This is a genomic window from Benzoatithermus flavus, assembly GCF_037908215.1.
GTDB lineage: Bacteria > Pseudomonadota > Alphaproteobacteria > Geminicoccales > Geminicoccaceae > Benzoatithermus > Benzoatithermus flavus.
Genome location: NZ_JBBLZC010000008.1, coordinates 111,302 through 135,857, shown reverse-complemented (window position 1 = coordinate 135,857; position 24,556 = coordinate 111,302). Strand labels below are relative to the sequence as shown.

Annotated in this window: 24 protein-coding genes; 16 read left to right on the top strand and 8 right to left on the bottom strand. The window is 69.5% G+C overall.

What is annotated here, in order from left to right; all coding sequences use genetic code 11:
• Positions 1-18: 18 nt before the first annotated feature.
• From U1T56_RS10255 to U1T56_RS10240, 4 genes are all read right to left on the bottom strand, one after another.
• Positions 19-1,989, bottom strand: coding sequence for a M1 family metallopeptidase (locus U1T56_RS10255; RefSeq protein ID WP_418159371.1), 1,971 nt, complete (start codon positions 1,987-1,989; stop codon positions 19-21).
• Complete coding sequence (locus tag U1T56_RS10250) at positions 1,986-3,185, bottom strand: ChaN family lipoprotein (protein WP_418159370.1); 1,200 nt, start codon at positions 3,183-3,185, stop codon at positions 1,986-1,988. Before U1T56_RS10250 ends, U1T56_RS10255 begins: the two co-directional genes overlap by 4 nt.
• A gap of 103 nt (positions 3,186-3,288) precedes the next feature.
• Entirely contained in the window at positions 3,289-4,014 is a 726-nt protein-coding gene (locus U1T56_RS10245; protein ID WP_418159369.1) for a ribonuclease activity regulator RraA, read from the bottom strand.
• 18 nt (positions 4,015-4,032) lie between these two features.
• Positions 4,033-5,661 carry an OpgD/OpgG family glucan biosynthesis protein gene (locus U1T56_RS10240; RefSeq protein ID WP_418159368.1) on the bottom strand — a complete coding sequence of 543 codons (1,629 nt, stop codon included), beginning with the start codon at positions 5,659-5,661 and terminating at the stop codon, positions 4,033-4,035.
• A gap of 355 nt (positions 5,662-6,016) precedes the next feature.
• Here U1T56_RS10240 and U1T56_RS10235 point away from each other — a divergent pair, with 355 nt between their 5' ends.
• The 8 genes from U1T56_RS10235 (at position 6,017) to xylB (ending at position 15,299) form a co-directional block, all read left to right on the top strand.
• Positions 6,017-7,081 (top strand): D-TA family PLP-dependent enzyme, encoded by a 1,065-nt coding sequence (locus U1T56_RS10235; RefSeq protein ID WP_418159367.1) that lies wholly within the window; start codon positions 6,017-6,019, stop codon positions 7,079-7,081.
• 97 nt (positions 7,082-7,178) lie between these two features.
• Positions 7,179-8,303: a LacI family DNA-binding transcriptional regulator gene (locus U1T56_RS10230; RefSeq protein WP_418159366.1), complete on the top strand. Its 1,125-nt coding sequence runs from the start codon at positions 7,179-7,181 to the stop codon at positions 8,301-8,303.
• Positions 8,300-9,307 (top strand): substrate-binding domain-containing protein, encoded by a 1,008-nt coding sequence (locus tag U1T56_RS10225; protein WP_418159365.1) that lies wholly within the window; start codon positions 8,300-8,302, stop codon positions 9,305-9,307. The genes U1T56_RS10230 and U1T56_RS10225 overlap by 4 nt, the downstream gene beginning before the upstream one ends.
• A 59-nt stretch (positions 9,308-9,366) precedes the next feature.
• Positions 9,367-10,857 carry a sugar ABC transporter ATP-binding protein gene (locus U1T56_RS10220; protein ID WP_418159364.1) on the top strand — a complete coding sequence of 497 codons (1,491 nt, stop codon included), beginning with the start codon at positions 9,367-9,369 and terminating at the stop codon, positions 10,855-10,857.
• Entirely contained in the window at positions 10,850-11,851 is a 1,002-nt protein-coding gene (locus U1T56_RS10215; protein ID WP_418159363.1) for an ABC transporter permease, read from the top strand. Before U1T56_RS10220 ends, U1T56_RS10215 begins: the two co-directional genes overlap by 8 nt.
• Before the next feature lie 11 nt (positions 11,852-11,862).
• Positions 11,863-12,921 carry an ABC transporter permease gene (locus tag U1T56_RS10210; RefSeq protein ID WP_418159362.1) on the top strand — a complete coding sequence of 353 codons (1,059 nt, stop codon included), beginning with the start codon at positions 11,863-11,865 and terminating at the stop codon, positions 12,919-12,921.
• A gap of 28 nt (positions 12,922-12,949) precedes the next feature.
• Complete coding sequence (locus U1T56_RS10205) at positions 12,950-13,804, top strand: sugar phosphate isomerase/epimerase family protein (protein ID WP_418159361.1); 855 nt, start codon at positions 12,950-12,952, stop codon at positions 13,802-13,804.
• Between the two features lie 19 nt (positions 13,805-13,823).
• Positions 13,824-15,299: a xylulokinase gene (xylB, locus tag U1T56_RS10200; protein ID WP_418159360.1), complete on the top strand. Its 1,476-nt coding sequence runs from the start codon at positions 13,824-13,826 to the stop codon at positions 15,297-15,299.
• 6 nt (positions 15,300-15,305) lie between these two features.
• Here xylB and U1T56_RS10195 read toward each other — a convergent pair whose 3' ends face one another.
• Positions 15,306-15,695: a hypothetical protein gene (locus U1T56_RS10195; RefSeq protein WP_418159359.1), complete on the bottom strand. Its 390-nt coding sequence runs from the start codon at positions 15,693-15,695 to the stop codon at positions 15,306-15,308.
• 156 nt (positions 15,696-15,851) lie between these two features.
• Here U1T56_RS10195 and U1T56_RS10190 point away from each other — a divergent pair, with 156 nt between their 5' ends.
• Genes U1T56_RS10190 through U1T56_RS10160 form a run of 7 tightly spaced genes read left to right on the top strand, consistent with a single transcriptional unit; the run spans position 15,852 to position 22,336 of the window.
• The gene (locus U1T56_RS10190; RefSeq protein ID WP_418159358.1) at positions 15,852-16,370 is read left to right on the top strand and encodes a DUF3305 domain-containing protein; all 519 of its coding nucleotides are present in this window, start codon (positions 15,852-15,854) and stop codon (positions 16,368-16,370) included.
• Complete coding sequence (locus U1T56_RS10185) at positions 16,363-16,908, top strand: DUF3306 domain-containing protein (RefSeq protein WP_418159357.1); 546 nt, start codon at positions 16,363-16,365, stop codon at positions 16,906-16,908. The genes U1T56_RS10190 and U1T56_RS10185 overlap by 8 nt, the downstream gene beginning before the upstream one ends.
• Complete coding sequence (locus tag U1T56_RS10180) at positions 16,905-17,537, top strand: TorD/DmsD family molecular chaperone (protein ID WP_418159356.1); 633 nt, start codon at positions 16,905-16,907, stop codon at positions 17,535-17,537. The genes U1T56_RS10185 and U1T56_RS10180 overlap by 4 nt, the downstream gene beginning before the upstream one ends.
• Positions 17,538-17,549: 12 nt before the next feature.
• On the top strand, positions 17,550-17,756 hold the full coding sequence (locus U1T56_RS10175) for a twin-arginine translocation signal domain-containing protein (RefSeq protein WP_418159355.1): 207 nt from the start codon (positions 17,550-17,552) through the stop codon (positions 17,754-17,756).
• Positions 17,757-17,774: 18 nt separating this feature from the next.
• On the top strand, positions 17,775-20,672 hold the full coding sequence (locus U1T56_RS10170) for a formate dehydrogenase subunit alpha (protein WP_418159354.1): 2,898 nt from the start codon (positions 17,775-17,777) through the stop codon (positions 20,670-20,672).
• 12 nt (positions 20,673-20,684) lie between these two features.
• Positions 20,685-21,320, top strand: coding sequence for a formate dehydrogenase FDH3 subunit beta (fdh3B, locus tag U1T56_RS10165; RefSeq protein WP_418159353.1), 636 nt, complete (start codon positions 20,685-20,687; stop codon positions 21,318-21,320).
• Between the two features lie 17 nt (positions 21,321-21,337).
• Positions 21,338-22,336 carry a formate dehydrogenase subunit gamma gene (locus U1T56_RS10160; protein WP_418159352.1) on the top strand — a complete coding sequence of 333 codons (999 nt, stop codon included), beginning with the start codon at positions 21,338-21,340 and terminating at the stop codon, positions 22,334-22,336.
• 13 nt (positions 22,337-22,349) lie between these two features.
• Here the strand turns inward: U1T56_RS10160 and U1T56_RS10155 are convergent, their stop codons facing one another.
• The 3 genes from U1T56_RS10155 to U1T56_RS10145 form a co-directional block, all read right to left on the bottom strand.
• Positions 22,350-23,255: a hypothetical protein gene (locus U1T56_RS10155; RefSeq protein ID WP_418159351.1), complete on the bottom strand. Its 906-nt coding sequence runs from the start codon at positions 23,253-23,255 to the stop codon at positions 22,350-22,352.
• Between the two features lie 93 nt (positions 23,256-23,348).
• Positions 23,349-23,528: a hypothetical protein gene (locus U1T56_RS10150; protein WP_418159350.1), complete on the bottom strand. Its 180-nt coding sequence runs from the start codon at positions 23,526-23,528 to the stop codon at positions 23,349-23,351.
• A gap of 52 nt (positions 23,529-23,580) precedes the next feature.
• The gene (locus tag U1T56_RS10145; RefSeq protein ID WP_418159349.1) at positions 23,581-23,955 is read right to left on the bottom strand and encodes a uracil-DNA glycosylase family protein; all 375 of its coding nucleotides are present in this window, start codon (positions 23,953-23,955) and stop codon (positions 23,581-23,583) included.
• A gap of 172 nt (positions 23,956-24,127) precedes the next feature.
• Here U1T56_RS10145 and U1T56_RS10140 point away from each other — a divergent pair, with 172 nt between their 5' ends.
• Entirely contained in the window at positions 24,128-24,544 is a 417-nt protein-coding gene (locus U1T56_RS10140; protein ID WP_418159348.1) for an Hsp20/alpha crystallin family protein, read from the top strand.
• Positions 24,545-24,556: the final 12 nt, after the last annotated feature.

Sequence of the window (24,556 nt, the reverse complement as noted above, 5' to 3'; positions counted from 1 at the left end):
AGGAGACCGGCCCGGAAGTCAATCCCGAGCGGCATCGAGGGAGCGTGTGAGCGGATTCTCGCCTGCAGGCCAGGCACCGCGCGCGATCACGCGCTCGCCGTCGAACACGAGCCAGCCGTCGCGCCGGTAGTGCGGCAGAGGGCGCAGGAGGGCTCGGAGCGCTCCGACATCGTTCGCCTCGACCACGAGGACGGGTGCTCCGCCCGCACGCCGCGCGGCCCATACCCTCGCGCTGCCGCGTCCCGCGATCTCGGGCGGAGCCGGAGACAGGCCGGCTGCGGCGAGCTTCGCCGCGACGGCGGGAGCCACGCCCACCACGAGCACCGGCGCGTCCTCGAGCCGCTTCGGATCGGCCACGAGGCCGGCGTCGGTGGGCAGGTCGAGGAGACGTCGGGCGAGTTCCTCTGCCAGACCCGTCATCGCCGTGTCCGGGACAGCGGTGAGCACCACCGTCCGGCCGCTCAGCGTGACGTCGCGCAAGATCGGCGGCGCCTCGCCAGGGGACAGCCGGCGGAACAGGTCGTGCTCCGGGTCGACGGCGAGCCGGTGCGGGCGGCTCGGGAGATCGAGCGTGAGCACAGCCTCGGCGCTCTCCAGTGTCACCGTCCGGCGGACGGAGCCCTGATCGGTGTCGATCACGACCGGAACGGCGAGCGCGTAAGGCGGCTCGGCCTGCCGGAGCACGAGATCGACCGCCCAGCCGCCATCCTTCCGGCGCGGCCGTGCCTCGCCGAGCTCGAGGCGGGGAGCACCGGTACGCTCGAGCCATTGCGCGAAGAAGCGATCGAGCGGCGCATCGGCGACGGCCGCGAAGCTGCGTTCCAGATCGGCCCAGGCGGCGCGCCGGCCGCGCTCCGCCGCGTAGAAGCTCCGGACCGCGCGACCGAAGCCCTCTTCGCCCAGAAGTCGGCGCAGCATGTGGAACACGAACGCGGCCTTGCCGTAGCCCACGATCTGGGATGCATCGTGCTCCTTCGCGACGAACGCGCGGAGCGGGATGTCCCGCTCGGACGGCAGTGCCGCATAGTCCATGAGCCAGGCGAGGCGCATGGCCCGTGCCTTCTCGGGGCTCTCCTGCTCGGCCAGCGCGTGGTCGGCCATGTAGGTGGTGAGCCCTTCGGCCCAGTTGCCCGCCGCGTAAGCCACACCCACCGCGTTGCCCCACCAGCCGTGCAGGAGCTCGTGCGCAAGGGACGTGGTCTGCATGAAAGGAAGCGGCAGGATGCGCTGCGAGACGTAGGCGAGGCCGGGAAAGCCCAGTCCCACCGGCAAAGGCCCGGCGACGACGGCGAAGCCCGCGTAAGGATAAGGTCCGATCCGCGCCTCGAGCATCTCGAGATAGGAGGCGGCGTTGGCGAGGTAGAGGTCGGCGAGCCCGGCCGCCTCGGGCGGGAAGTAGGTGCGCAAGGCAACGGCTCCCGCCCGGCGCTCGCGGATGATGTGGACGCCCACGAAGGCGGACGGTCCTTCGCCCGCCGGCTCCGCCTCGAACCGGGCGCGATAATGCCCGTCCGCCGTGCTCTCCGCGACGAGACGCCCCGTGGCGACGGCGGCATAGGGCTGCGGCACGTCGAGCGTGAGATCGAAAGGTGCCGCGGGCGCGCCTTCGACCTCGGGCAGCCAGGCGCTGCCGGCAGGAAGAAAGCCGCCCGCAGGCCCGAGAAGGGGCAGCTCCGCCGTGGGCTCGCCGGGAAGGCTTCCGCCATAGCGCACCTTCAAGACCTGCCCGGAAACAGCCGATGTCGTCGGGCGCCATGCGCCATCGGCCAGATCCAGCGTCACCGGCCTGCCGTCGAGCGAGGCCTCGCGCACGGCGAGCCCCGGCGCCAGCCGGAAGACGATCTCGCCGGCCGCCGGTCCGAGCGCGAGCCACGCTTCGGCCTCGATCCTGCCCGTCTCCGGCTGGAAGCGGACCTCGGCCCGGTTCGACGCCGCCACGGGCGAGGCCAGGACGGCCAGGAGAAAGCCGAGCGCCGCCGCGCGTTTCATCGATCGGCCTCCGCTGCGGGCGGGAACTTCGCCACGGCCTCGATGCTGCGTCCGTCGCGCCGGACGACGAGCGGCAGCCAGGTGCCGGGCGCCACGCTGCGCACGATCTCGACGAGGTCGCTCGCGGCCCGGATCGGGGTGCCCGCAGCCTGAACGAAGACATCTCCCCGGAGAAGCCCGCTCGCGGCGGCGACGCTGCCGGGCAGCACCTCGGCGGCGCTCACCGCGTCGCCGTTCGCCTCGAGCCGCACACCGAGCCGCGGCCGCGGGGCTTCGGCTGCGGGCACGGCAGCGACGACGAAGACCGCGTCGGCCTCGTCCGGGGCGAGCTCCTCGCAGCCTTCGGTCAGATCCTGCGGCAGGAGGACGGCCGTATCGCCGACGCCGAGATCCTCGAGCTGGTGCGGCACGCCATGACGCTGGCGCGCGTGCTCGCTGCCGACGATCCCGACCGCGAGCGGCGCGCCGTTCCGCCCGTGTGCCCGCGCCAGTCCTTCGGCCATCGCCCGGTCCCAGGTGAGCTGTGCGTCGACGAAGCGGCGGAACGCGGGATCGTTCCGCGGATCCGTCGGCGCCGCACCGCCGGCCTCGCGCGCGTGCTGCGCGAAGCTGCGGGCGAGCCGGGCGAGATAGGCCGTGGACGGCTGGACGGGATCGCCGAGGCCATGGCGCTCGGCGCGCGGGATCGCGGCCCAGCCCTCCCGGCCCACCCGGCTGACGAAGGCCCGATCCACGTTGAGCGCCGCCATCGGGATGCGGTGGAGGCGGGCCAGCTCGAACAAAGGCAGGTAGAGCGCCGGATCGAAGCCCCAGTTCCGCTTCCAGTCCACCTGGACAAGGAAGTCTTGCGGACCGAGCTCGCCCTTCACCCAGCGATCGAGCACGGGCTGCACCTCGGCCGGGAACGCCTCGAAACCGATCACCAGGTCGGGCCGCCTCGCGAGGAGGCCCGCCAACACCGAGAGCTGCCAGCGATGATGCTCGGGATTGTCGTGCGTTTCGCCGAGCAGCACGACGCTGCGCGCGGCCGCTTCCGCCAGCACCGCATCGTGCGGCCGCGTGGCGCCCGTCGCCGGATCGAGCCACGTTCCGGCCGTACAGGCGGCCGCTCCGTTTCGGGCGGACGCCGCTCCGGCCGGGGCCGCGAGCACCAGACCGACGAGGCCGAGCAGCACGGCCGGAAGCATCCACGACATGAGCCCACCCTCTCGATGCTGCTGGCGTGGTACGAAGCCACGAACGCTTCGGATCGGGATCCGTGCCGCCGAGCCCGGCAGGAGGCCCGAGCCGGTCGTCCTGTCAGCCGCCGGTCGCCTCGCCCTTGGTCCGGCGCCAGGCCTCGAACGCGCGCCGGCTCTCGGGAGTCGCCGGGTAGAGGCCCGGCAGGCGGCGACCCTGCCGCACCTGCTCCTCGACGAAGTCCTCGTATTCGGTCATGGTCACCGCCTCCTCGGCGACCTCGTTCGCGAGACGAGCCGGGATGACGACGACTCCCTCACCGTCGCCGACCACGATGTCGCCGGGATAGACCGGAACGTCGCCGCAGCCGATCGGCACCTGGAGATCGCACGCATGGTGCAGGATCGGCCCGGTCGGCGCCGAGGGCCTGGCGTGGTAGGCGGGAAAGCCCAGCTTCGCGATCGCGGGCGTGTCGCGAAAGCCGCCGTCGGTGACGGCGCCCGCGACACCTCTCACCATGAGACGGGTCAGGAGGATGTCGCCGGCCGAGGCGGCGCGGGCATCCTTACGGCTGTCGATGACCAGCACGTGGCCGGGCGGGCAGGTCTCGATCGCCTTCCGCTGCGGATGCTCGGGATCGGCATAGGCGTCGAGGACGTCGATGTCCTCGCGCGCCGGGATGTAGCGCAGCGTGAACGCCTCGCCCACCATGCGCGGACCGTCCGGGCTGATCGGGTGCACGCCCTGGATGAAGGCGTTCCTGAAGCCCCGCTTGAACAGGCAGGTGGTGAGCGTCGCCACGCTCACCCGCTTCAGGCGCTCCCGATTCTCGGCGGTCAGCGTCATGACATCCTCCCTCGGGCCTCAGGCCGACCACAGATTCTTGAGCATCCGGGGCTCGAACAGCCAGATCCAGTTCTCGCTCAGGAGCTTGTCACCCTGCTTGAGGAAGACCCGCATGTCGACGGGATCCTCGCCGTCGACGGTAAGGTCGAAGAACAAGCGCCAATGGCCGGGCACGTTGTCGGGCACGGCCTCCATGAGGACCAGCGAGGTCGTGCCGCGCGAGACCCAGATCACGGGCTCGGGCAGGACGCCGAACGGCAGCTCGCCGAGCTTGCCGCCCAGGAACTCGACCTGGAACTTGTAGACCCCGCGCGGCCGCGGCTTGCCGGGCTGGCCGCCGCGGCCCATGCGGGTCGCGGAGACGTGGGCGAGCTGGTCCCAGGGGAAGTAGGGCTGCTTGTCGACCCAGTGCAGCTTGTAGCTGTAGGCGAGCGCGTCGCCGGCCTTGGTCGGCCGCTCGGACAGCCAGTAGGCGCCGATATTGTCGTGGATCTCGTCGTCGGTCGGGATCTCGACGAGCTGGACCATGCCCTTGCCCCAGTCGCCGATGGGCTCGACCCAGGTCGAGGGGCGGCGGTCGTAGCCCACCCCGTCGAGATAGTGGTCGAAGTTGCGGTCGCGCTGGATCAGACCGTAGCCCTTGGGGTTGTTGTCGAGGTAGCTCGTGTGGAAGATGCGGGTCGGGTTGTTGAGCGGGCGCCAGAGCCGCTCGCCGGCGCCGTTCCAGATCGCGAGCCCGTCGGAATCGTGCACCTCGGGGCGCCAGTCGGCGATCTTCTCGCGGCCGTACTCGCCGTACCAGAACATGGAGGTGAGGGGGGCGATGCCCAGCCGCTCGATGTCCTTGCGCAGGAAAAGGTGCTTCTCGATCTCCATCAAGACACTCCGGGTGCGGTAGAGCTTGAAGCGGTAGGCACCGCAGATGCTCGGACCATCCAGGAGCGAGTGGAGGATGACGGGATCGCCCTCGTTGACGGCGGGGCTGATCCAGTGCGCGACGAAGTCGGGGAACTCCTCGGGCGTGCCGCTCGCGACGTTGAGAGCGACGCCGCGCGCCGACATGCCGACCTGGCCGAGCTCGCCGATGGCGCGGAAGTAGGAGGCGCCGAGGAAGGTGGCCCAGGGCTCGCGCTTTTGCCAGTCGCCCTCGAGTCTGCTCTCGTGGAACCACACGCCCGCGAAGCCGTTGGCGTCGGGCGGCAGCTCGCGCGCCGGGCTGTCCGGTCGGATCGTGAAGTATTCCGGCCGATAGCGGATCTCGCGCGCTTCGCCGCCCTCCACGGCGTACATCCGCACCGACTTCGGGAAGAAGCCGCCCAGGAACTGGAACGTCGCCGGGTAGATCCCGGGGCCGTCGCCGAAGAGTGCGTATTCCGGCTTGAAACGGAGCTTGCCGTGTGCGTCGTAGTCGATGCGCTGCACCACCTCGGGTGCCGGACGCGGCGGGGGAACATACTCCTTGGCGGCCATCCGGCGCGCCCGGTCGATCAGAAGCTCGAAGCTGAACGGCTCGGCCGGGCCGAAGTCGAGGCTCGGATCGGCGGCAAGAGCGGCTCGATGGAGCATGGGCAGGAACGGCAGGGACCCGATCGTACCGGCGGCCGACTGCAGGACAGCACGGCGACGCACGGGCTTGATGAGCGGCATGTTGTTCTCCGCAGAGGATCGACAGGACGGGTTGAAGCCGCAGGCGGACGAGAGCGGCGCTGGACATCCCGCAGGCGTGGTGTCCGATCAAGGCTCCGTTCTGTCAAGGCGACGTGCCGAAGCGTGCGGACGAGCCCGTGGCGGCTCGCGGTCTCGTGCCCGGCATGGACGTGATCGGCAAAAGGCCGTGGCCGACGGATCGATCGCCGATCCATGCGGTCGTCCACCCGCGACCACGTAGACGATCCGCTTCCGGTCGATCAAGGCTGCAGACCGGGCGGGCATGGCCGAGTCTTGCCAGGGACGCGGCATCGGCTCACAAGTCTCGTGACCGGAGACTTTAGGAGAGGTGGCGATGCCGTGGACGATCGACGATCTCGATACCCCGGCCGTGCTCGTCGACCTCGACAAGGCCGAGGACAATCTCGCGCGCGCCCAGGCCCACGCCGACGCGCACGGGCTGAAGCTGCGGCCGCACATCAAGACCCATAAGGTTTCCTATCTCGCGCGCCGGCAGATCGAGCTGGGTGCCGTGGGCATCACCTGCCAGAAGCTGGGCGAGGCCGAGGTGATGGCCGACAACGGCCTCGACGACATTCTCCTCACCTTCAACCTGCTAGGTGCCGCCAAGATGCGGCGGCTCGTGGAGCTGGCGCGCCGGATACGGCTCGCCGTGACGGCCGACAACGCGGTGGTGGCGGGCGAGCTGGCCGAGGCCATGCAGGCAGCCGGACTCGTCCTGCCGGTGCTGGTCGAGTGCGACACCGGCGGCGAGCGCTGCGGCGTGCAGACACCCGAGGAGGCGGTCGAGCTCGCCAAGGTGATCGACGGGCTGCAGGGGCTGCGCTTCGAAGGCCTCATGACCTATCCGGCCAAGGGGCGCACGGCCGAGACGAACACTTGGCTCGAGGCGGCGATCGCGGCGCTGGCGCGCGCCGGGCTCGAGCCCGCGGTGGTCAGCACCGGCGGCACTCCCGACCTCTATCGGGCGCAGGAGGTGCGGTGCGCCACCGAGCACCGGCCCGGCACCTACGTCTACGGCGACCGCTACCAGGCGGGGCTGGGCGTGGGCACGCTCGAGGACTGCGCGCTTCGCATCCTCGCCACCGTGGTCTCGCGTCCCACCGACGGGCGGGCGATCCTGGACGCGGGCTCGAAGACGCTCTCCTCGGACACGCTGGGCCTCGACGGGTTCGGCCACATCGTCGAGTACCCGCAGCTCGTGCTCGCGAAGCTCAGCGAGGAGCACGGGCACGTCGACTGCAGCGCCAGCAACGCGCGCCCGCGCATCGGCGAGCGGGTCACCATCGTTCCGAACCACGCCTGCGCCGTCAGCAACCTGCACGATGTCGTCTACGGCGTGCGCGGCGACCGGGTGGAGCGCGCTTTCCGGGTCGAGGCGCGCGGCCGGGTGCAGTAACTAAGTACTTCTACGCAGGCGACAGCGGCCCGATAACGCGCTTGATTTGCCGGCAAAGGCCGCTAAGCTTCGTTAAAACGATTTACGGGAGGTCGCCTTGGCCGAGAGGCCGTCCCTCAGCCGCAACGGTTCCAAGATGCTGCGCCGGCCTACGATCCGCGACGTGGCGCAGGCTGCCGCCGTGTCGCCGGGGACGGTGTCGAACGTGCTCACCGGGCGGCGCAACGTCGATCCCGCGATCCGGGAGCGTGTGCTCGGGGCGGTCGAGGCCCTGGGCTATCGGCCGGACGTCGCGGCGTCGAGCCTGCGCAGCACCGAGCGGAACGTGGTGGGCGCCGTCGTGCCCGAGCTCACCAACCCGTTCTTCGCCTGCCTCGTCGACCGGCTGGAGCGCGAGGCGCGCGCGGCTGGCAAGCGGCTCCTGGTCGGGGCCAGCAACGGTGACCCGCTCGAGGAGGAGCGCGAGGTCGCAGCGCTCGCCGCTTGGCGGCCGGCCGGACTGATCGTGGTGCCGTGCGACGGCCGGTTCGGCGCACGCCGTCTGCTCGAGCGCGAGGGTGTGCCGTTCGTCGTGGTCGACCGGCCGCTCGAGGAAGGGGAGCCCGTCGACACGATAGCGGTCGACAATGCGGCGGCCGCCGCCGAGGCGGCCCACCGTCTTCTGGCGCTCGGCCATCGCCGCGTGCTCGCGATCGCCTCCTCGCTGGCGCTCGGCAACATGCGCGAGCGGCTCGCGGGTGTGGAGGCCGAGGTGGCCGCCGTGGACGGGGCGGAGCTCGAGACGCTCGAGGCCGGGTTCGAGCCCGAGGAGATCACGACGGCCGTCGCCGCGAGGCTGGCCCGAGAGCCGCGGCCGACAGCGGTGTTCGCGCTCAACAACGTGCTGACGCTGGGCGTGCTCAGGGCCAGCGCCGACATCGGGCTCGTCGTGCCCGACGACTTCTCGCTGATCGGCTTCGACGATTACGACTGGATGGAAGTCTTCCGTCCGCCGCTCACGGCGGTCCGCCAGCCGGTGCCGGAGCTCGCGCACATGGCGTGGCAGCGGCTCGCCGAGCGGATCGGGCCGGCCGCGGAGGATACCGTGGCCGGCACCCCATGCCATCTCCGGCTACCCTGCCACCTGATCTGGCGAGGCTCGGTGGCGGTGCCGCCGGAAGTGCGCATTGGCAGCTCGTCCAGCAAAAGCGCTGCCGCCACGACAGGGAGTTGCTCGTCATGACCTCGACACGACGTCGCTTGCTCGCGCTCGGCGTCGCCGCACCGGCGGCGTTGATCGCGGCGAAGGGCGGCTTGGCCCTTGCCGCCGGCAAGCCGCAGATCGCCACCGTGGTGAAGATCGGCGGCATTCCGTGGTTCAACGCCATGGAGGTCGGCATCCAGAAGATGGGCAAGGAGCTCGGCGTGGATGCCTGGATGATCGGCCCGACCCAGGCCGATGCCGCGCAGCAGGTGCGCGCCGTCGAGGACCTGATCGCCCGTAAAGTGGACGTGATCGCGGTGGTCCCGAACGACGCGACCGCGCTCGAGCCCGTGTTCAAGCGCGCACAGGAAGCCGGGATCAAGGTGCTGACCCACGAGAGCCCCGACCAGAAGAACAACGACTGGAACATCGAGCTCACCACGGTCCAGGGCTTCGGCGAGCAGCACATGGAAGCGCTCGCCAAGGCCATGGGCGGCAAGGGCGACTACATCGTCTATGTCGGCTCGCTCACCGTGCCGCTCCACAACAAGTGGGCCGACGCCGCGATCGCGTACCAGAAGGCCAAGTATCCCGAGATGAAGCTGGTCGCCGACCGCTTCGGCGTCGCGGAGAGCCTGGACGACAGCTACAAGACGGCGCTCGACCAGATGCGCGCGAATCCGAACCTCAAGGGCATCCTCGCCTTCGGCTCGCAAGGGCCGATCGGGGCGGCGCGCGCGGTCGAGGAGCGCGGCAAGGAGAAGTCGATCGCGGTCGTCGGGCCGTTCTCGCCGGGCCAGGGAGCGAAGTACATCAAGTCCGGCGCCATCCGCGAGGGCTTCATCTGGAACCCGATGCTGGCGGGTGAGGCGATCGTCTATGTCGGCGCCATGCTGGCCAAGGACGAGACGCCCAAGGACGGGATGGAGATTCCGGGGCTCGGGCCGGTGAAGGTCGATCCCGCGACCCGCAACATTCTCGCCCAGAAGCTCCAGCCCATCAACAAGGACACGATCGACGAGCTCGTGAAGATGGGACTCTGAGCGATGATCCGAGGGGGCGCCCCTGGCGGCGCCCCGTTCTCTGCTGCCGGTGAGCTTCGATGAGCGAGCCCTTCCTGCGCCTGACCCGGGTCAGCAAGCGCTTCGGCGGCGTGCTGGCGCTGGATCGCATCGACTGGGACGTGCTCCCCGGCGAGGTGCACTGCCTCGTCGGCGAGAACGGCTGCGGCAAGTCCACGCTCATCAAGCTCGTGGCGGGCGTGCACGCGCCCGATCCCGGCAGCCGGATCGAGATCGCGGGCGAGGTGCACGAGCAGCTCGACCCGGCGCTCGCCCATCGCCTCGGCATCCAGGTCATCTTCCAGGATCTTTCTCTCTTCCCGAACCTCTCGGTCGCCGAGAACATCGCGATCGATGCGCATCTGGGCGGACTCGCGAAGCCCGTGGCCTACGGCCGCCTGGAGGCGGTGGCGCAGGAGGTCTTGAGCCGGCTCGGCTTCAGTCTGCCGCTCGATGCTAAGGTGGGCTCGCTGCCGATCGCCGAGCGGCAGGTGGTCGCGATCTGCCGCGGGCTCGCCGCCGACGCGCGGCTCCTGTTCATGGACGAGCCCACGGCATCGCTCACCCGGGCCGAGGTGAGATCGCTCCTCGCCATCGTCGACCGGCTGAAGGCGCACGGCATCGCCGTCGTGTTCGTGAGCCACCGCCTCGACGAGGTGGTCGAGATCGCCGAGCGGGTCACGGTAATGCGCGACGGCCGCAAGGTCGGCACCTATGCCGCGGGCGAGGTCGATGCGCGCCGGATCGGCGAGCTGATGACCGGGCTCTCCATCGAACACGTGATCACCGCACGCGACATGAGCGAAGCGCCGCCGCTCCTCGAGGTGAGGGGCCTCTTCCGTGCGGGCGAGTATGCGGACGTGAGCTTCACGCTGCGGCGCGGCGAGATCCTCGGCATCACGGGCCTCCTCGGCGCCGGCCGTACCGAGCTCGCCCTTTCCCTCTTCGGCATGACCCGGCCCGATGCGGGCGAGATCCGGCTCGACGGCAAGCCACTGGCCCTGGGCTCGAACCAGGACGCGATCCGGGCCGGCATCGCCTACGTCTCCGAGGACCGGCTCCATCTCGGCCTCAACATGCGCCAGAGCGTGGCCGACAACCTGGCCCTGGCCTCGCTCGACCGGCTCGCCGGGGCGCTCGGCTGGGTCCCGCCGGCGCGACGCCGATCACTCGCTGCCGACTGGGCGCGGCGGCTCAAGATCAAGCTGCCGGGGCTCGACAACCCGGTGCAGCAGCTCTCGGGCGGCAACCAGCAGCGGATCGTGCTGGCGAAGTGGCTCGCCACCTCGCCCAAGGTGCTGATCCTGGATTCGCCCACCGTGGGTGTCGACATCGGCAACAAGCGCGGGATCTACGAGATCGTTCACGCGCTCGCCGCCGAAGGAGTCGGCATCCTTCTGATCTCGGACGAGATTCCGGAAGTCTACTACAACGCCGACCGGGTCCTGCACATGCGCGAGGGGCGGATCGTGGGCGAGCACGTGCCGGGCCGGATCGCCGAGCACGCTCTCGAGGAGCAGGTCTATGCGTGACCTCGCGCGCCGCCTGATCGAGCATACGGAAGGGCTCCTCCTTCTCGTCATCTTGCTCCTGGGCATCGTCCTGACGCTCTCGACCCCTTATTTCCTCACGCTCCAGAACATCGTCGATCTCGTCGAGAGCTATTCGGTCACGACCGTTCTGGCGCTCGGCGTCTTCGTCGTGCTGGTCGCGGGCGGGATCGACATCTCGTTCGCGGCCACGGCCTCGGTCGCGCAGTACGCCACGGCCTATGTCGCGACGAACTGGGGCCTGCCGGCCTATGTGTGCATCCCCTTCGGCCTCACCGTGGGGCTCCTCCTGGGCTGCATCAACGCCGCCCTGATCCACTATCTGCGCGTGACCTCGATCATTATCACGATCGCCACCATGAGCGTCTATTTCGCGCTCCTGATGTGGATCACAGGGGGAAAGTCGATCTATGCGCTCCCGGACTGGTGGTCGAGCCGGGTGGTGTTCTTCCAGACCGAGACCGCGAACGGCGATCTCGTGCGGATCACGCTGCCGATCGTGGTGGCGGCCGGTGCCGCGCTCGTCACCTGGCTCTTCATGACGCGTACCTCGGCCGGCCGCCAGCTCACCGCCATGGGCGGCAATCTCGAGGCCGCGCGCCGGCTCGGCATCAACATCGCCGGCATGCGCTTTCTGGCCTATGGCTATCTCGGCATCATGGCGGGCCTGGGCGGGCTGCTCCAGGCGCACCGGGTCGGCGAGTCCGTGCCCAATGCCATGGTCGGCGGCGAGCTCAACGTGCTGGCGGCGGCCGTGCTCGGCGGAGCCAGCCTCACGGGTGGCATCGGCTCGGTGGGGGGCGTGCTCCTCGGCATCCTCCTTCTCGCCATGCTCCAGAACGGGCTCAACCTACTCGGTGTCTCGCCCTACTTCTTCCAGATCGTCATCGGCCTCGTGATCCTGGTCTCGACCTCGATCACCGGGCTTTCGAGCCGGTCGCGGCGGCGGCAGCGCCGCGTCGCGGTCGCGGCGTGAGATAGAGCCCCATGCGCGAAACCGTGGCTCCGGGTCCCTTGGATCGCGATCTCTCGGCGCTCACCCGCCTGGCGAGGAACGCCTTTCCGGGTGGTGCCGGCGGCCTCGCCCTCCTGCTCGTCTGCCTCGTCCTTCTGTTCTCGCTGCTGCTGCCCGACCGCTTTCCGACCTTCGGCACCGTGCAGTCGATGATGTTCCAGCTCCCCGAGCTGGGGCTTCTGGCGCTCGCCATGGTGCTTCCCCTGATCTCGGGCGGGCTCAACCTCGCCATCATCGCGACCACGAACCAGTGCGCGCTGCTCATGGCCTTCATCATGAAGAGCCTGGCTCCGGCCGGGGCCGCCGGGCCCGAGGTGGCGCTGGCCGTGGCGCTGGCACTTCTCGCGGGGCTCGCCCTTGCTCTCGCCATCGGTCTCGTCACGGGCTTTCTCGTCGCCACCATGGGGGTGCACCCGATCCTGGTGACGCTCGGCACCATGTCCTTGATCGATGGGATCTCGATCTATCTCACCCGCGGCACGGTGATCTCGGGTTTCCCGGACGTCTTCCAATGGGTGGGCAGCCGGATCGTGCTCGGCGTGCCGGTGCCGTTCCTCGTGCTGATCGCGGCCGCTGTTACGGTCGGGCTGATCCTGACGCGCACCGCCTTCGGTGTTTCGGTCTACATGGTGGGCTCGAACCTCGAGGCCACGCGCTATTCCGGCATCGACACGCGGCGCGTCCTGATCGGCGTCTACACGTTCTCGAGCGTGCTCTGCTTCGTGGCGGCCTGCCTGATGCTCGCCCGCTTCAACTCGGCGAGCGCCGCTTACGCCCAGTCCTATCTCCTCGTGACCATCGTCGCGGCCGTGCTCGGCGGCGTCGACCCCGACGGCGGCTTCGGCCGGATCTCGGGGCTGATGCTGGCCCTCGTCGTGCTGCAGGTGATCTCCTCGGGCTGCAATCTCCTGGGCCTCAGCCAGCACCTGACGCTCGCCATGTGGGGCCTCACCCTGATCGTGGTCATGGGCGTCAAGTTCCTCGTCGCTCCCTGGCTCGCCGAGAAGTGGGCCGGGCGGCGGCGTGCCTGATCCGGCAATCCTGCGGGAGGAAACGACGGTGACGATACGCTTCGGCATGCATTCGAGCTTGTGGACCGCCAACTGGACGCGCGAGGCGGCGGAACTGTGCGTGCCGGAAGCGGCCGAGCACGGGCTCGAGGTGATCGAGGTGGCGCTGCTCTCCCCCGAGAGCATCGACGTCGAGCATTCGCGCCGCCTGTTCGAGCGCTACCATGTCCAGCCCTCGGCCTCCTTGTGCCTGCCGGCCGAGGACAATGCCGCGCTTCATCCCGAGCGCGGCGAGGCTTTCCTGCACCGGGCGCTCGACGTGGCGCACGCGCTCGGCTGCGACATTCTCTGCGGCGTCACCTACTCCACGCTCGGCTGGCGCTCGGGCAAGCCGCCGACGGAGCAGGAATACGCCAACATCGTGAAGGCCCTGAAGCCGATCGCGAAGAAGGCGCGTGGCTACGGCATGCGGCTCGGGGTCGAGCCCTGCAACCGCTACGAGACCCACCTCCTCAACACGGCCGAGCAGTCGCTGATGCTCCTCGAGCGGATCGACGAGCCCAACGTCACGATCCACCTCGACACCTACCACATGAACATCGAGGAGAAGGGCATCGGCAACGGCATCCGCAAGGCCGGCAGGCGCTCCTCCTACATCCATCTCTCCGAGAGCGACCGCGGCGTCCCCGGCACCGGCACGATCGACTGGGAGGACGTGTTCGAGGGTCTGAGGGACGCGGGCTTCGAGGGTGACCTCGTCGGCGAGAGCTTCATCACCCTCCCGCCCGAGATCGCAGCCGCCCTTTCGGTCTGGCGTCCGGTCGCGAAGAGCCGGCAGGAGGTGCTGGAGCAGGGCGTGCCGTTCCTTCGCGATCTCGCGAGGAAGCACGGCCTCCTCGCCTGAGCCCGAGCGGCGGCCGCCCATGACCTTCATCGGCATCGACATCGGCACCTCGGCCGTCAAGGCCGTGCTCGTGGACGAGACGGAGCGGGCGGTCGCCGAGGCCGAAGCGTCGCTTGCGACCTCGCGGCCGCGGCCGGCCTGGTCCGAGCAGGACCCCGCCGCCTGGTGGGCCACGACGGAGACGGTGCTGGGAAGGCTGCGGGCAGCCGAGCCTCGGGCCTTCGCTGCCGTCGAGGCGCTCGGCCTCTCCGGACAGATGCACGGGGCGGTTCTCCTCGACGCCGAGGATCGCGTGCTGCGGCCCGCGATCCTGTGGAACGACGCGCGCGCCGTGGTCGAGTGCCGCGTGCTCGAGGAGCGCGTGCCGGGGCTCGGCAGGATCGCCGGTGTGCCCGCCATGCCGGGCTTCACCGCGCCCAAGCTGCTCTGGCTGCGGACGCACGAGCCCGAAGTGGCGACGCGCATCGCGAGGGTGCTCCTGCCCAAGGACTACGTGCGGCTGCAGCTCACCGGCGAGCACGTCACCGATCTTTCGGATGCGGCGGGGACACTCTGGCTCGACGAGGCGCGGCGGGCCTGGTCGCCGGAGATCCTGGCGGCCAGCGGCCTGACCCTCGCGCACGTGCCGCGTCTCGTCGAAGGCTCGGACCCGGCCGGCACGATCCGGCCCGAGATCGCGGACCGGCTCGGCCTGCCGCGGGGTGTGCTCGTGGCCGGCGGGGCGGGCGATGCGGCCGCGGGTGGGATCGGGATCGGCGCGGTCGAGGACGGCGATGCGTTCTGCTCGATCGGAACGAGCGCGCAATATCTCGTCGCGGCCGACAGCTACCGGCCTTATCCCGAGGCCTTCATCCACGCCTTCTGCCATGCGCTGCCGGGGCGCTGGACCCAGACGGCCGCCCTCCTCAACGGGGCGAGCTGCCTCGCCTGGGCGGCGCGGCTCCTGGGCGAGACCGACATCGGAGCGCTCCTCGCCCGCGTGACGGCAGCCTATCGCGGCCCCTCGCGGCTTCTGTTCCTGCCCTATCTCACCGGCGAGCGGACACCACACAACGATGCCGATGCGCGCGGCGTGCTGTTCGGGATCGACCCCGACAGCTCGGCCACCGACGTAGTCCAGGCCGTGCTCGAAGGTGTCGCCTTCTCCTTCGCCGAGGCACAGGACTGCCTCGCCGATGCCGGCACCGTGCCGGGGCAGGTGGCGGCGATCGGCGGCGGGGCACGGAGCCGGATCTGGATACGCATCCTCGCCAACGTGCTGAACCGGCCGATCACCCTCTATGCCGGCAGCGAGAAGGGCCCGGCCTTCGGCGCTGCCCGCCTCGCACGCCTGGCGCTCACCGGCGAAAGTCCGCAGGAGGTGTGCAGGAAGCCGCCCGTTGCGGCCGTGATCGAGCCCGAGCCCGATCTGGTCGCCGCCTACCGGCCGCTGGATGCCCGCTTCCGCCGGCTCTATCGCAGCCTCAAAGAGGAATTCCGGCTCGCCGGCGCGTGAGCCGGCTCAGGGCCTCGCACCCTCGGGCAGGCGGCCGGCGTCCGGATTCTTCGCCGGCGGCGGTCCGCTCCCGAGCGGGTTCGGCCGCTGGATCGCGTTCCCTTGCAGATCCACCGGCGCGTTCCAGACCTGCTCCAGGGCCTGGGTGAGGGTCACGTTGCCCGTATCGCTCGGGCTGGGCTCCGGCACCCGGGTGCCCTGCGGCGAGGGCTGCGGGCCCTGGCTCTGCACGACGTTCGGATCCTGCTTCAGCGACTGCTCGGCCGAAGGCTGTGCCGCTTGCGGCTGCACCGGGGCGGGCTGCGCCGCCTGCGGCTGCGCCGACTGTGGCTGCTGCGCCAAGGCCGGAGCAGCGAGCAGGGTCATGATCGCCAGGGTGGGGAGCACGGTGCGCACGTGAGCTCCTTTCGACTTCCGCAACGCCTCACGTCATGGAACGTTCCATTCGGGCCAGGGTTTCGCTAAGCTGAAAGTTGCTTCGTGCCGGCAGGGGAGAGGGCGCATGAAGCCGTCGGGGGTGGCAGGCCCGCAAGCCGGAAGAGGGCGCACGACGTGAGCCGCACCGAGCGCTTGAGCCTGGGGGTCGTGCTCGAGCATCGCCGGGTTCCGCGCGGCTGGCAGACGGACGAGTGGCGGGTCGTCGGCCTTCTGCCGTCCGGGGTCGACGACGCGCTCGAGCCCTGGACCGTGATGGCCGAAGGCGAAGGCTGGCGGCGGCTCTACGTGGGCCGGGTCGAGCTCGAGCTGTTCCCCGGCGAGACCGCGAGCTATCGCGACAATCTCTCGAGCTCGCGCCCGGCGGTCTACGTCGTCCTGCGCCGCGACGCCGAGCGCGGCGTGGCCTTGCGCGAGGCCACGGTCGATCCGGGCGAGATCGAGGCCCATGCCGAGGCCGGAGACGATCTGATCGAGGCCGTGCCGCTGCCCGAGCCGGTCGCTGCCTGGATGCAGGATTTCATCGACCGGCACCATGTCGAGCGGCCGTTCCTGAAGCGCCAGCGCGACCGGGCCGATCCGGACATGCTCGGGCGTCGCCCCGCCGTTCTGCGGCAGGAGGGCCGGCATGGCTGAGGAAGGCTTCCTCGCGCGCTGGTCGCGCCTCAAGCACGAAGCCCGGCTCGAGACCGAAGCGCCGCCCGAGTCCGCCGCAGTGCCGGAGGAGGAGCTGCCACCCGACGACCTTCCCGTCGCGGAGCCCGAGACGCTCGACCTCGAGGGCCTGCCGCCGGTCGAGACCCTGACGGCGGAGAGCGACTACACGGCATTCCTGAGGAAGGGTGTCCCCGAGGAGCTGCAGCGCCTGGCCCTGCGCAAGGCCTGGACCACCGATCCCGTCATCAGCGGGTTCCGCGGCTTCGCCGAGTACGACTGGGACTGCAATGCTCCGGGCTATGGCGCTCTCCTGCCGGCGGACGACGTCGTGAAGCTGTGCCGGTCGGTGTTGAACGCGCTCGAGGAGAAGCAGGAGCCAACCGAGGAGGAGCCTCCGCCACCGCCGGAGAAGCCGCCGCCGCTTCTGGAGCACGAGCAGGTGCTGGAGCTCGTCGCGACCGCGGCGCCGCCAGCGGTCATCGAGATCGCGGAGACGAAAGCGCAGGAGGCGGGATGAGCAACGCGGCGGCCGACGAGGTGGAGCTGGCACGGGTGGGGCTCTACACGCTCCTGGCAGTCCTCCTGGCGCGGCCGCCGGACCAGGATCTGCTCGCCCGCGTGGGCAGCCTGAGCCTGCCGCCCTCGCCCGTGGGCGAAGTGGTGCAGCAGCTCGCCGCGCGGGCGCGGGCGAGCACGGCCACGAGCGCCGAGCGCGAGTACAACGCGCTCTTCATCGGCGTCGAGCGCGGCGAGCTCGTCCCTTACGCCTCCTACTATCTCACGGGCTTCCTCAACGACCGGCCTCTCGCGCGCCTCAGGCAGGAGATGCGTACGCTCGGCATCGAGCGGCGGCCCGGCGTGGCGGAGCCCGAGGACCACATCGCCACCATCTGCGAGATCATGGCCGGCCTGATCCGCGGCGAGCTCGCGGGCACCGAGGGCGGGAGCCGGGAGCGCGGGTTCTTCGAGGGCTATCTGGCACCCTGGGCCGGACGGTTCTTCCAGGATCTGGAATCGGCCCGCGCGGCCGATCTCTATCGCCCGCTCGGCACGCTCGGGCGGCTGTTCATGACGATCGAGGAGCAGGCTTTCGCGATGACGGCGCCGATCGAGCCGGAGAGCGCCGTGATGGGAGCGGGAAGGTAAGGAGGCGGAACGATGAGGCAGGAGCAGAAGCGGCAGGCATCCGGCATCGAGCGGCGCGATTTCCTGCGCGGGGCCGGCATCGCGGCGGCGGGTGCCGCGGCGGCGCTGCCCGGCACGGCGGGCGCTGCAGAGGTCAAGGAGAATCCGCAGGAGCAGGTGAAATCCCGCTACCAAGAGAACGATCACGTCAGGCGCTACTACGAACTGAACCGTCTCTGAGAGCCGGGAGGCAGGCCGATGCTCGTCAAGCGCAACAGCGGGGCGCCGATCCGCCGTCACCTCGCGAACGCCTTCGCCGCCGTGGCCGACGCCCCGGTGAGCCGCCGCGCCTTCCTCGAGCGCTCCGGGATCGCCGCAGGCGGGCTCGCGGCCCTGGGCTCGCTCGGCCCCGCCATGGTGCAGAAGGCCGAGGCCGGACCGATCATGCCCGGCATCGAGGTGATCACGCGCAAGAACATCTGTACCCACTGCTCGGTGGGCTGCACGGTGATCGGCGAGATCCAGAACGATGTCTGGGTCGGGCAGGAGCCGGGCTGGGACAGCCCGATCAGCCAGGGCACGCACTGCGCCAAGGGCGCGTCGGTGCGCGAGCTCACCAAGGGCGAGCGGCGGGTGAAATACCCGATGAAGCTCGAGGGCGGCCACTGGCGGCGGATCTCCTGGGAGCAGGCGATCGAGGAGATCGGCAACCAGCTCCTCGACATCCGTCAAAAGGCGGGACCGGATTCGGTGTTCTGGCTGGGCTCGGCCAAGTTCTCGAACGAAGGTGCTTATCTCTACCGCAAGTTCGCGGCGTTCTGGGGGACGAACAACGTCGATCACCAGGCCCGCATCTGCCATTCGACCACGGTCGCAGGTGTCGCCAACACCTGGGGCTATGGCGCGATGACCAACTCCTACAACGACATCCAGAACTCGAAGTGCCTCGTGATCATCGGCGGCAACCCCGCCGAGGCGCACCCGGTCTCGATGCAGCACATGCTGCGCGGCAAGGAGCGCAACAAGGCCCCCTTCATTGTCATCGACCCGCGCTTCACCCGCACGGCCGCGCATGCGACCGAATATGTCCGCATCCGCCCCGGCACCGACATCCCGGTGGTCTGGGGCATCCTGTGGCACGTCTTCGAGAACGGCTGGGAGGACAAGGAGTACATCCGCCAGCGCGTCTACGGCATGGACGAGGTCCGTGCCGAGGTGAAGAAGTGGACGCCCGACCTCGTCGAGCAGGTCTCGGGCGCACCCGGCGAGCAGCTCAGGCGCGTCGCCGAGGCGATGGCGAAGAACCGGCCGAGCACCTTGATCTGGTGCATGGGCGCCACGCAGAAGACCGTGGGCACGGCCAACGTGCGCGCCTTCAGCATCCTGCAGCTGGCACTCGGCAACATCGGCGTTGCCGGCGGCGGGGCCAACATCTACCGCGGCCACTGCAACGTGCAGGGGGCCACGGACATGGGGCTCGACGTCTCGACCCTGCCTTCCTACTACGGCCTCACCGAAGGGGCGTGGCGGCACTTCGCGCGGGTCTGGGAGGTGGATTACGAGTGGCTGAAGGGCCGCTTCGCCTCCAAGGACCTCATGGAGAAGAAGGGCATCCCGACCACGCGCTGGTTCGATGCCGTCCTGGCCGAACCCGGCCAGATCGACCAGCCGAACCCGATCCAGGCCTTCGTTTGCTTCGGCCACGGCGGCAATACCGTCACGCGCATGCCGGAGATGGTGAAAGGACTCGCGAAGCTGAAGCTCCTCGTCATCGCCGACCCGCATCCCACGACCTTTGCCGCGATTCCCGACCGCAAGGACAACACCTACGTCCTGCCGGGCTGCACCCAGTTCGAGACCTCGGGCTCGCGCGTGTGCTCGAATCGCTCGATCCAGTGGGGCGAGAAGTTCGTGGAGCCGATCTTCGAGTCGAAGGACGATTACGAGATCATGTATCTCCTGGCCAGGAAACTCGGCTTCGCGGACGCGATGTTCAAGCGGATCACGGTGAACGGCACGAAGCCCGTCTCCGAGGACATCACGCGCGAGATCAACCGCGGCTGCCTTTCCACGGGCTACACGGGCTCCTCACCCGAGCGGCTGAAGCTGCACATGCAGTACCAGGCCGACTTCGACCGCATCACCATGCAGGCGACGCGGGGGCCGCTCAAGGGCGAGTATTACGGCCTGCCCTGGCCGTGCTGGGGCCTGCCGGAATGGAAGCATCCGGGCTCGCCCATCCTCTACGACACCTCCAAGCACGTCATGGAGGGCGGCGGCACCTTCCGCGCACGCTTCGGCGTCGAGCGCAACGGGGTGAGCCTCCTCGCCGAGGGCTCCTACTCCAAGGGCTCGGAGCTCAAGGACGGCTATCCCGAGTTCACGATGGCCGTGCTCAAGAAGCTGGGCTGGGACAAGGAACTGACGCCTGAGGAACGGCGGGTGATCGAGCTCATCGGCGGCGACAAGGTCGACGAGGTGAGCTGGCAGACCGACCTCTCGATGGGGATCATCCGCATCGCCCTCAAGCACGGCTGCCTGCCCTACGGCAACGCCAAGGCGCGCTGCGTCGCCTGGAACCTGCCCGATCCCGTGCCGGTGCACCGCGAGCCGATCTACACGCCGCGTCGCGACCTCGTCACCCGCTTTCCGGCCATCGACGACCGGCGCGACTTCCGCCTGGTCCAGCTCGCGAAGAGCCTGCAGATGGGCGTGCAGGAGCACGGCGTCCCGAACAGGTTCCCCTTCGTCCTCACCTCGGGGCGCCTCGTCGAGTACGAAGGCGGCGGCGAGGAGACACGCTCGAACCGCTGGCTCGCCGAGCTGCAGCAGGTCATGTTCGCCGAGATCAACACGAAGGACGCGGAGCGGCTCGGAATCGAGGACGGCGCCTGGATCTGGGTCTACGGCCCCGAGAACGATGCCCGCGCCAAGGTGCGGGCCCTCGTCACCAACCGCATCGGGCCGGGAACGGTGTTCATGCCGTTCCACTTCTCGGGCTACTGGCAAGGGGCGAGCCTGCGCGAGAACTACCCGCCCGGCACCGATCCCATCGTCCTCGGCGAGCCCTGCAACGGGGTCACGACCTACGGCTACGATCCCGTGACCTTCATGCAGGAAACCAAGGTGACGCTCTGCCGCGTCGAGCCGGCGTAAGGGGGTACGGACATGGCCCGCATGAAGTTCCTGTGCGACGCCGAGCGCTGCATCGAGTGCAACGCCTGCGTCACCGCCTGCAAGAACGAGCATGAGGTGCCTTGGGGCATCCAGCGCCGCCGGCTGGTCACGCTCGACGACGGCAACCCCGGCGAGCGTTCGATCTCGATGTCGTGCATGCACTGCAGCGATCCGCCCTGCGCTGCCGTTTGCCCGGTCGACTGCTTCTACCAGACGGCCGACGGCGTGGTGCTGCACGACAAGGATCTCTGCATCGGCTGTGGCTATTGCTTCTACGCCTGCCCGTTCGGGGCGCCGCAATACCCCAAGGCCACCAACTTCGGCAGCCGGGGCAAGATGGACAAGTGCACGTTCTGCACCGCAGGGCCGGTCCAGGACAACACGCCCGAGGAGTACGCGAAGTACGGCTCGAACCGGCTCGCCGAAGGCAAGCTGCCTCTGTGCGCCGAGATGTGCTCGACCCGGGCGCTGATGGCCGGCGACGGTGCGGTGCTCGAGGACATCTACCGCGAGCGCAGCGTGCGCCGTGGCTACGGCTCCGGGGCCTGGGGCTGGAGCACGGCCTATGCCGACGAGGACTGGGGCAACGCCTTCTCGCCCGGCCGGGTCGGGATCGGCAAGAGCTGAGCGGCGGGAGGAGAACCATGAGGAAGCGTATCGCCTTCTGGCTCGCACCCCTCTGCCTGATGCTGGCCCTCTTCCTGAGCTTCCCGTCCGTGGCCCAGCTCTATCAGGTTCCGGGTCCGAACTCGCCGACCAAGAAGGAGGACGTTCCGATCTATCGGCAGGAGCCGGACAAGATCGTCGGCCGGGTGAGCATTCCCGACGAGAAGCTCGCCACCCTGATCCAGCCCGAAGGCCGCGAGTGGCGCTCGTTCCGGCTGTTCATCTTCCGCACCGTTGCCACCGTCCTCGTCATCGGCACCGTGCTGGCGCTGGCCGCCTTCTATCTCGTCAGGGGTCGGATCCGGCTGGAGCGCGGCTGGTCGGGCTATCTCGTGCAACGCTTCAACGGCTTCGAGCGCATGGCGCACTGGCTTACGGCGGTGAGCTTCATCGTCATGGCGCTCACCGGCCTCGTCATCACCTTCGGCCGGCCGGTCCTGATCCCGCTCCTGGGCCACGGGTGGTTCTCCGCGCTCGCCGACTGGTCGAAGCTCGCCCACAACTTCTTCAGCGTGCCGTTCCTCGTCGGCGTGTTCCTGATCCTGATCCTGTGGATTAAGGACAATCTGCCGGAGCGGGCCGACATCGACTGGATCAAGCAGGGCGGCGGCCTGTTCTCGGGCGGACGGGTCCATCCCGAGGCCGGCCGGTTCAACGCCGGCCAGAAGCTGATCTTCTGGGCCGTGGTGCTGGGCGGGATCGCGCTGGGCATCACCGGCTTCATGCTGATGGCGCCGTTCGCCGTCACCGGCATCGGCGGGATGCAGGCAGCGCACGCCGTCCACGCGCTCGTGGCCTCGGTGCTCGCCGCCGTCATCGTCGCCCACATTTATATCGGCACGCTCGGGATGGAGGGTGCCTTCGACGCCATGGGGCGTGGCGAGGTCGACGCCAACTGGGCGCGCGAGCACCACAGCCGCTGGTACGAGGAGCTGCAGGAGCGGGGCGAGGTGCCACGCAGCCTGCCGGCGGAGTGAGGCTCGAAGCCGATCAGGCGTCCCGCTGCCTGCCGGGGAGCGCAGGGTCGGACAGCGGTGGGGTCGCGGGCCGGACCAGGAGCGGCCCTCGCAAGCGCTCGATCAGATAGAACAGGGGCGAGAGCGCCACGATCGCGAGCTCGTTCGGCCGCATCAGTCCGGACAGCATCCGCTCGCGAAAGCGGGAGCGGGTGAAGAGGTGCTTGAGCTTCCAGGCCTTCTTCCGTCCGGGCTTGTAGGTGAGGTGGTCGCTGCGGCTCGCGGTCTGGGTCGCGAGCATCGGGAAATAGGCATAGGTGCCGGGAAGGGCGGCGAAGGCCGCATCGATGCCCGTGCCGGCGATGCGGACGATCGGTGCCGTTCCGAACGGGTGGTCGCGCAGCCAGGTCAGGAGCCGCCGGCTCGCGATGTAGGCATGGGTGCAGGCGGAAGCGCTGCGCAGCACGTTGGGCCGCACGAACCAGGCGCGCAGGACCCAGTGGCCGAGGAAGAAGATCATCCAGTCCTGCGGCAGTCGGGCCAGGGCGCGCTGAACCGCGCGTACCGTGCGCGGGCGCACGAAGCGCGCGAACCGGACATCGTCCTCGAGCACGAGCACCGTCTCGAGCCCTTTCTCCAGCGCATCCAGCGCCACTGCCCGGTGCGACTCCCAGATGCCGATCTTGGGCGACTTCGGATGCCTGGTCGGGCGGTAGAACGTGACGAGCCGGCACAAGCCCACTTTGTGAAGCTGCTCGGCCGCGCTCGTCGCCCGGTCGGGCCGGCTCGCGAGCGAGATGCAGTAAGCACCGCCCAGGAACGACCAGTCGAAGCCCCCCGGCGGTGGCGAGCCCGCACAGTAGGGACAGCCCGGCTCGCTCGGGCAGGGGTGGAACAGGAGGACGGACCGATCCTCGCCTTGCCCAACTGAAAGCTGCATGGTTCTCTATCTTGAATCTATCGTGCTTTCATTGGCACAAGGCGAGGCCTCTGCAAAGGTCCGTGGGTCCGACCGTCGCCGCTGTTCCGGCCCTTACTGCCGTGGACGGTCGGGCAGCTCCTCGAGCTCGCCGCTGGTCACGGGCTCGACGACACGGGCGCTGGGCGCCGAGAACGCCTCGACGGCGCTGCGGCTGAAATAGTTCTCGAGCACGTAGGACGAGCCGACCGCGAGCAGAACCGCGAGCACGGCTCCTGCAAGGAATGCCTTCATCGCCACCTCACTTCCTGCTTCCTGCCTTTCGAACGGCCGAGCGGCGCCGATGCTACCGTGCCGCCGCCAGCCGGGCGAGCCCCCGGTACCAGACCAGCTTCTCGGCGAACGACGTTCGCACGAGTTCGCTCGGCGAAGGGAGCACGAAATCGCGAGCAAGAGGAAACGGCGCATCCTGCTGCAGGCCCAGGGCGCATCCGGCCGGCCGCCGGCGCGCGGCTCCGGCAGCGTGAGATCGGCGGCGCTTCTGGTCGGGCCGCATGACGAGGTTGGTGAGGCCGATGCCGAGCCCCGACGGCACGTGCTGCCTCTCCTCGGGCCGCAGCAGACGCGGGGCGAGCCCGGCTTCCGCGAGGAGGTGCTGGAACTGGTTGTTGGACCCGGCACGGTGTGATGTTCTGCCGAGCGCAGGCTCGTGGCGTCTCATGCGGCTTCTGGAGGGCGGTTTTTCGCCGGGCACGGGTGTCGACAGGCGGCTTTGTCGCCTATCTTTGATGGGTCGAACGTCAACCGGACCCGTCCTCGGGCGTTGAGGCGGGAGCCGGAATGAGGCAGTCCTGCGATGTGACGAGTAGGGTCTGCGAGGAGCGAGCGGGTCCATGGGGCGCGACGAGATGCGGAACCGGATGTGGGCGCAAGCCCTGGAGCTTTTGGATCGGGCCGAGCGGGTCCACCGGGCGATGTTCCGGCCGGGCTCGGGCGGGCAGCCTGCCTCCGGCCCCACCTGCTGGGAACCGCCCGTCGACGTGCTCGAGGTCGACGGCGCGATATGGATTCAGGTAATGCTGCCGGGCGTGTCGCCCGAGCAGGTCGAGATCCGGATCGAGGGCAACCAGCTCGTCGTGGCGGGCGAGCGGTCCTTGCCGCTCCCGCCCGGCACGGGCGTCATCCATCGTCTGGAGACCCCTTACGGCTGCTTCGAGCGCCGCATCACCCTACCACCGGGACATTACGAGATCGGTCGGCGCGATCTCACGCTGGGCTGCCTCACCCTGACCTTGCGCAAGATCGGCTGAGCGGGAGAAGCA

What these genes read in the sequence shown, in the direction of transcription:
- U1T56_RS10160 (WP_418159352.1), top strand. Translation starts at nt 21,338, where the DNA reads ATGAGGAAGCGTATCGCCTTCTGGCTCGCACCCCTCTGCCTGATGCTG.
- U1T56_RS10235 (WP_418159367.1), top strand. Translation starts at nt 6,017, where the DNA reads ATGCCGTGGACGATCGACGATCTCGATACCCCGGCCGTGCTCGTCGAC.
- U1T56_RS10215 (WP_418159363.1), top strand. Translation starts at nt 10,850, where the DNA reads ATGCGTGACCTCGCGCGCCGCCTGATCGAGCATACGGAAGGGCTCCTC.
- U1T56_RS10220 (WP_418159364.1), top strand. Translation starts at nt 9,367, where the DNA reads ATGAGCGAGCCCTTCCTGCGCCTGACCCGGGTCAGCAAGCGCTTCGGC.
- U1T56_RS10210 (WP_418159362.1), top strand. Translation starts at nt 11,863, where the DNA reads ATGCGCGAAACCGTGGCTCCGGGTCCCTTGGATCGCGATCTCTCGGCG.
- U1T56_RS10150 (WP_418159350.1), bottom strand. Translation starts at nt 23,528, where the DNA reads ATGAAGGCATTCCTTGCAGGAGCCGTGCTCGCGGTTCTGCTCGCGGTC.
- xylB (WP_418159360.1), top strand. Translation starts at nt 13,824, where the DNA reads ATGACCTTCATCGGCATCGACATCGGCACCTCGGCCGTCAAGGCCGTG.
- U1T56_RS10180 (WP_418159356.1), top strand. Translation starts at nt 16,905, where the DNA reads ATGAGCAACGCGGCGGCCGACGAGGTGGAGCTGGCACGGGTGGGGCTC.
- fdh3B (WP_418159353.1), top strand. Translation starts at nt 20,685, where the DNA reads ATGGCCCGCATGAAGTTCCTGTGCGACGCCGAGCGCTGCATCGAGTGC.
- U1T56_RS10145 (WP_418159349.1), bottom strand. Translation starts at nt 23,955, where the DNA reads ATGAGACGCCACGAGCCTGCGCTCGGCAGAACATCACACCGTGCCGGG.
- U1T56_RS10170 (WP_418159354.1), top strand. Translation starts at nt 17,775, where the DNA reads ATGCTCGTCAAGCGCAACAGCGGGGCGCCGATCCGCCGTCACCTCGCG.
- U1T56_RS10185 (WP_418159357.1), top strand. Translation starts at nt 16,363, where the DNA reads ATGGCTGAGGAAGGCTTCCTCGCGCGCTGGTCGCGCCTCAAGCACGAA.
- U1T56_RS10140 (WP_418159348.1), top strand. Translation starts at nt 24,128, where the DNA reads ATGGGGCGCGACGAGATGCGGAACCGGATGTGGGCGCAAGCCCTGGAG.
- U1T56_RS10175 (WP_418159355.1), top strand. Translation starts at nt 17,550, where the DNA reads ATGAGGCAGGAGCAGAAGCGGCAGGCATCCGGCATCGAGCGGCGCGAT.
- U1T56_RS10155 (WP_418159351.1), bottom strand. Translation starts at nt 23,255, where the DNA reads ATGCAGCTTTCAGTTGGGCAAGGCGAGGATCGGTCCGTCCTCCTGTTC.
- U1T56_RS10250 (WP_418159370.1), bottom strand. Translation starts at nt 3,185, where the DNA reads ATGTCGTGGATGCTTCCGGCCGTGCTGCTCGGCCTCGTCGGTCTGGTG.
- U1T56_RS10240 (WP_418159368.1), bottom strand. Translation starts at nt 5,661, where the DNA reads ATGCCGCTCATCAAGCCCGTGCGTCGCCGTGCTGTCCTGCAGTCGGCC.
- U1T56_RS10225 (WP_418159365.1), top strand. Translation starts at nt 8,300, where the DNA reads ATGACCTCGACACGACGTCGCTTGCTCGCGCTCGGCGTCGCCGCACCG.
- U1T56_RS10255 (WP_418159371.1), bottom strand. Translation starts at nt 1,989, where the DNA reads ATGAAACGCGCGGCGGCGCTCGGCTTTCTCCTGGCCGTCCTGGCCTCG.
- U1T56_RS10245 (WP_418159369.1), bottom strand. Translation starts at nt 4,014, where the DNA reads ATGACGCTGACCGCCGAGAATCGGGAGCGCCTGAAGCGGGTGAGCGTG.